The organism is Streptomyces sp. 15-116A (assembly GCF_025290915.1).
In the GTDB taxonomy this organism is placed as follows: Bacteria; Actinomycetota; Actinomycetes; order Streptomycetales; family Streptomycetaceae; genus Streptomyces.
Genome location: NZ_JAOCQE010000350.1, coordinates 1 through 5,468 on the forward strand (window position 1 = coordinate 1; position 5,468 = coordinate 5,468).

The following is a 5,468-nucleotide window of genomic DNA, read 5'->3' on the forward strand; positions in this document are numbered from 1 at the left end:
CGGCGACGGGCCCGTGTGCCCGTACGGCCGAGACGGAACCGGCACGCCGGGCGCGGCTGCGCGTCACGCTGGAGGCACCCGCGCCCGGACCGGACGAACCGGCGCCGGGGCGCGGCAGGTTGGCGCACGCGGACGGCCGGGTGACGGAGTTCCAGGGCGGCCGGGTGACGGGCCGTATCCCCCGGACGGCGACCCTGCGCCCGACGGTCGTGCCGCTGGAGTGGCACCGCATGGGCGATCCGCCCGCCCGCCGCCCGGTCCGCGAGCTCGGCAACGGACCGACCGATCTGGCCCTGCTCGCCAGCGCCTTGGAGCGCGCCGCCCGCGAGGTCTCGGCGGCCGAGGTCCCGTCACTCCTGTAACTCCCGTACCACTGCCCCGTGTTGCCGTCACGACACGATCACGATCGCGGACTTGACACGAGACGCACTCTTGCCGCCTCGACCCGCCGGGCGTAGACCAGAGCGCACGGGACAGCGCTCGACGTTCGACGAGGTACGAAGAACGGGGCAGTGATGCGCAAGGCGAGCAGGATCATCCGGATACGCAGGTCGCCCGAGAACCCCTCGGCGGCTCCCCGCACACGCAGAGCCGCACGGACCGCCGCCGCCCTCACGGCGGGTGTGCTCGCGCTCTCGCTCACCGCGTGCGGGGGCGACGACGACGGCGGCGACAAGAAGGAGGGCGGCGGGGACGAGACCCGCACCAACGTCACCCTCCCCAAGCTGGACGGCGAGACCCTCGAGGTGGCCGCCGTGTGGACCGGCGCCGAGCAGGAGAACTTCAAGAAGGTCCTGGCCGAGTTCGAGAAGCGCACCGGCGCCAAGGTGAACTTCGTGCCCGCGCAGGACCCGATCATCAACTTCCTCGGCTCGAAGGTGGCGGGCGGCGCCCCGCCGGACCTCGCGATGCTGCCGCAGCCCGGCGCCATCAAGCAGGCCGTCGACAAGGGCTGGGCCAAGCCGCTGGGTGACGCGGCACTGAAGGAGCTGGGCGAGAACTACTCGCAGGGCTGGCAGGACATCGGCAAGGTCGGCGGGAAGAGTTACGGCGTCTACTACAAGGCCGCCAACAAGTCGCTGATCTGGTACAACGCCAAGGTCTTCGACAACGCGGGCGCCGCCGAGCCCAAGACCTGGGACGACCTGCTCTCCACCGCGCAGACGGTGTACGACTCGGGCGTCACCCCGTTCTCCGTGGGCGGCGCGGAGGGCTGGACGCTGACCGACTGGTTCGAGAACGTCTATCTCTCCCAGGCCGGCCCGGAGAAGTACGACCAGCTGGCCCGGCACGAGATCAAGTGGACCGATCCGTCGGTCAAGGAGGCCCTGACCACGCTGGCCGGGATCTGGGGCAAGAAGGACTACGTGGCACGGGGCGCCCTGCAGACGGACTTCCCGAACTCGGTCACGCAGACCTTCACCGGCGGCGACCAGCCCAAGGCGGCGATGGTCTACGAGGGCGACTTCGCGCAGGTCAACATCGTCGAGGCGGGCGCCAAGGTCGGCACGGACGCCAAGGTGTTCCCCTTCCCGGCGGTCGGCGACACGGCGCCGGTGGTGTCCGGCGGTGACGCGGCGGTGATCCTGAAGGACTCCAAGGCGGCGCAGGCGCTGGCGACATGGCTGGCGTCCCCGGACGCGGCGAGCATCCAGGCGAAGCTGGGCGGCTATCTCTCGCCGAACAAGAACGTGCCGAACTCGGCGTATCCGAACGAGGTCCAGCAGAAGATCGCCAAAGCGCTGATCGAGTCGGGCGACGACTTCCGCTTCGACATGTCCGACCAGGCCCCGCAGGCCTTCGGCGGCACACCCGGCAAGGGCGAGTGGAAGGCGCTGCAGGACTTCCTGAAGAACCCGAAGGACGTCGCGGGCACCCAGCAGCGGCTGGAGGCCGACGCGGCGGCGGCGTACGGGAACTGATCCGGCGATGGCGTCGGACACGGCGGCGGGGACCGGGAAGGTCCCTGCCGCTCCCAGGTCGCGCAAGAGCGTCACCGGCACCCGGAGGACCGTCGCGGCGCTGTTCCTGCTGCCCGCGCTGGTGCTGCTCGGTGCGCTCGTGGTCTACCCGATCGGGTACTCCGTCATCCGCAGCTTCTACGACCAGTCCGGCGACGGCTTCGCCGGATTCGACAACTACCAGGCGCTGTTCACCGACGACGGCATCCGCACGGCGCTCAAGAACAACATCATCTGGGTGGTGTTCGCGCCGACGATCGCGACCGCGCTCGGTCTGATCTTCGCCGTGCTGACCGAACGGGTGCGCTGGGGCACGGCGTTCAAGCTGGTCGTCTTCATGCCGATGGCGATCTCGATGCTCGCGGCGGGCATCATCTTCCGGCTGGTGTACGACCAGGACCCGGACAAGGGCGTCGCGAACGCGGTGTGGGTGGGGGTGCACGACACCTTCGCCCAGTCGTCGGCGTTCCCGAAGGCGCACCCGGGCCGTGAGTCGCCGCTGGAGCCGGCGGGCGGCGGCGCCTTCATCACCAAGGACACGGTCAGCGCGGGCGACACGGTGACGCTGCCGCTGGTCGGGGTGGCCCCCGATCTGATGCCGGACGACGCGAAACGGGCGGCGGCGCCGAAGCCGGAGGGCGACCGGATCACCGGCACGACCTGGCAGGACTTCACCCGCGGCAAGGGCGTCGGCACGCTGAACGGCGTCGACGGGACCGAGCTGGGCTACGCCGGAATGAAGATCGAGGCCGTCAAGGACGGCAAGGTGGTGGAGACGGCCACCGCCGCCGGCGACGGCACCTTCTCGCTGTCCGCGAAGGCCGACGGGGCACAACTCCGGCTCTCGGCGAGCAACTTCAAGGAGCCGTACAACGGCGTGGACTGGCTCGGCCCGTCCCTGGTGACGCCCGCGATCATCGGCTCGTACATCTGGATGTGGGCCGGGTTCGCGATGGTGCTGATCGCGGCCGGGCTCGCGGGCATGCCGCGGGATCTGCTGGAGGCCGCGCGGGTGGACGGCGCCAACGAGTGGCAGGTGTTCCGGCGGATCACCGTGCCGCTGCTGGCACCGGTCCTCGCGGTCGTCACCGTGACGCTGATGATCAATGTGCTGAAGGTGTTCGACCTGGTCTTCATCATCGCGCCCGGCTCCTCGCAGGACGACGCCAACGTCCTCGCGCTGGAGCTGTACCGCCAGGGCTTCGCCGCCGACCAGCCGGGCATCGCCAGCGCCATCGCGGTGTTCCTGCTGCTCCTGGTGATCCCGGTGATGTGGTTCAACATCCGCAGGCTGAGGCGGGAGGTGCGGCGATGAGTGCTGACGCCGGGAGTGTCACCGAGGCGGCCCCCCGGCCCGCCCCGGTGATCAGGGCCGAGCAGTCGCTGGGGTCGAGGATCGCCGGATGGGTCAGCGGCGGGTTCGTGCGGGTGTTCCTGATCGTCGTCGGCCTGTTCTGGCTGGTGCCGACGATCGGCCTGCTGCTGGCGAGTCTGCGCGCCCCTGAGGACATGGCCGCCAGCGGCTGGTGGAACGTGTTCACCGAGCCCTCGCAGCTCACCTTCGGCGCGTACGAGTCGCTGCTGAAGAACGACGACATCACCGGCTCACTGCTCAACACGGTGTACATCACCGTGCCGGCGACCGTCCTCGTCGTGGTGATCGGCTCCCTCGCCGGATACGCCTTCGCGTGGATGGAGTTCCCCGGCCGGGACTGGTGGTTCCTCGGCGTGGTGGCGCTGCTGGTCGTGCCCGTGCAGGTCGCGCTGCTGCCGGTCGCCGAACTCTTCGGCAACCTCGGCATCTTCGGCTCGCTGACCGGTGTGATCCTCTTCCACGTCGGTTTCGGTCTGCCGTTCGCGGTGTTCCTGCTGCGGAACTTCTTCGCGGAGATCCCGAGGGAGCTGCTGGAGGCGGCCCGTCTGGACGGCGCGGGTGAACTGCGCCTGTTCGTCCGGGTCGTGATGCCGCTCGCCGGTCCGGCGATCGCCGCGCTGGGGATCTTCCAGTTCCTGTGGGTGTGGAACGACATGCTGGTCGCGCTGATCTTCACCGACTCGGACAGCCAGCCGATCACGGTCGCGCTGACCTCGCAGGTACGGCAGTTCGGCAGCAACATCGAGGTGCTGGCGCCGGGCGCGTTCATCTCGATGGTGATCCCGCTGATCGTGTTCTTCGCGTTCCAGCGGCAGTTCGTCTCCGGTGTGATGGCGGGCGCGGTCAAGTAACCGAAAGAGGCGTCAAGTCGAGGGGGCGGGCGGCCGGAAGTCCGCCCCTTCGGGTGACCGGTGTCCCCCACATGCCGCAGCCGGCGTAACCGGGACGGCCCAGTGACCGTTCCGACAGGGCCGACAAACCCGCGCCGACCGTTGGATGCCCGTTGCCCAGGTTCAGTGTCATTGTCCCCGCGTACCAGGTTCAGGCGTATCTGCCCGCGTGCCTGGAATCGGTGCTGTCCCAGTCGTACCCCGATCTCGAACTGATCGCCGTCGACGACGGCTCGCCGGACGCCTGTGGCGCGCTGATCGACGAGTTCGCGGCCCGCGACCCGCGCGTACGGCCCGTGCACCTGCCCGAGAACGCGGGCCTCGGTCCCGCCCGCAACGCCGGCCTGGAGCGGGCGACGGGCGACTACCTGGTGTTCCTGGACGGCGACGACACCCTCACGCCGGACGCGCTCATGACGATCGCCGACCGGCTGAAGGAGACCGGCGAGCCGGATGTGCTGGTCTACGACTACGCGCGCACCTACTGGTCGGGCCGGGCCGTCCGCAACCGGGTCGCGGCCCAGCTCACCGAGCGCGGCCCGGCCCCGTTCCGGCTGGAGGACCGGCCGGGGCTGCTGAACCTGCTGATGGTGGCCTGGAACAAGGCGTACCGGCGGGAGTTCGTCGAGCGCGAGGGCTTCACCTTCCCGCCCGGCTTCTACGAGGACACGCCCTGGACGTACCCGGTCCTGATGACCGCCGAGTCGATCGCGACCCTGGACCGGGTGTGCGTGCACTACCGGCAGCGGCGGGTCGGCGGCATCCTGCGCACCACCAGCGAGCGGCACTTCGACGTGTTCGACCAGTACGACCGGGTCTTCGCGTACGTCGACGAGCGGCCGGAGCTGGCGCGCTGGCGGCCGGTGCTGTTCCGCCGCATGATCGACCATCTGGCGACGGTGTACGCCCGGCGTGAGCGGCTGCCGCGCGGCTCGCGCGCCCTGTTCCTGCGCCGGGCCCGCGCCCACTTCCGCCGCTACCGGGCCCCCGGGGTGCCGCTCCCCCCGCGTGCGCGGATCCACCACACCCTGATCCGCTTCGGCCTGCACCGCACCTACCGGACACTGCGCCTGGCCCGCGCCCTGCACCAGGGGGCGGCCCGGCTCGCCGGGCGGCTGCTGGGCCCGTTCCCCGAGCTGCTCCCCGAGCAGCGGGCCGCCGCTCACATGGACCTGGGGGGCGTCGATCTCCTTGATGCGGTCGGCCGCCGCGTCCAGCGTCCGCTCCTGGTCCGCGTCGTCC

At 70.4% G+C, this 5,468-nt stretch carries 4 protein-coding genes and 1 pseudogene; all 5 read left to right on the forward strand.

What is annotated here, in order from left to right:
- Nucleotides 1-362, forward strand: a pseudogene (locus N4P33_RS31870) (hypothetical protein); the annotation flags it as partial.
- A gap of 153 nt (nucleotides 363-515) precedes the next feature.
- Entirely contained in the window at nucleotides 516-1,922 is a 1,407-nt protein-coding gene (locus N4P33_RS31875) for an ABC transporter substrate-binding protein (protein ID WP_260830426.1), read from the forward strand.
- A 7-nt stretch (nucleotides 1,923-1,929) separates the two neighbouring features.
- On the forward strand, nucleotides 1,930-3,276 hold the full coding sequence (locus N4P33_RS31880; RefSeq protein ID WP_260830427.1) for a carbohydrate ABC transporter permease: 1,347 nt from the start codon (nucleotides 1,930-1,932) through the stop codon (nucleotides 3,274-3,276).
- The gene (locus N4P33_RS31885; RefSeq protein WP_260830428.1) at nucleotides 3,273-4,187 is read left to right on the forward strand and encodes a carbohydrate ABC transporter permease; all 915 of its coding nucleotides are present in this window, start codon (nucleotides 3,273-3,275) and stop codon (nucleotides 4,185-4,187) included. Before N4P33_RS31880 ends, N4P33_RS31885 begins: the two co-directional genes overlap by 4 nt.
- 152 nt (nucleotides 4,188-4,339) lie before the next feature.
- A partial coding sequence (locus tag N4P33_RS31890) for a glycosyltransferase family 2 protein (protein WP_260830429.1) occupies nucleotides 4,340-5,468 on the forward strand: 1,129 nt, incomplete at its 3' end.

Excerpts from the sequence above, each read along its gene's own strand:
- N4P33_RS31875 (WP_260830426.1), top strand. The coding sequence starts at position 516 with ATGCGCAAGGCGAGCAGGATCATCCGGATACGCAGGTCGCCCGAGAAC.
- N4P33_RS31880 (WP_260830427.1), top strand. The coding sequence starts at position 1,930 with ATGGCGTCGGACACGGCGGCGGGGACCGGGAAGGTCCCTGCCGCTCCC.
- N4P33_RS31885 (WP_260830428.1), top strand. The coding sequence starts at position 3,273 with ATGAGTGCTGACGCCGGGAGTGTCACCGAGGCGGCCCCCCGGCCCGCC.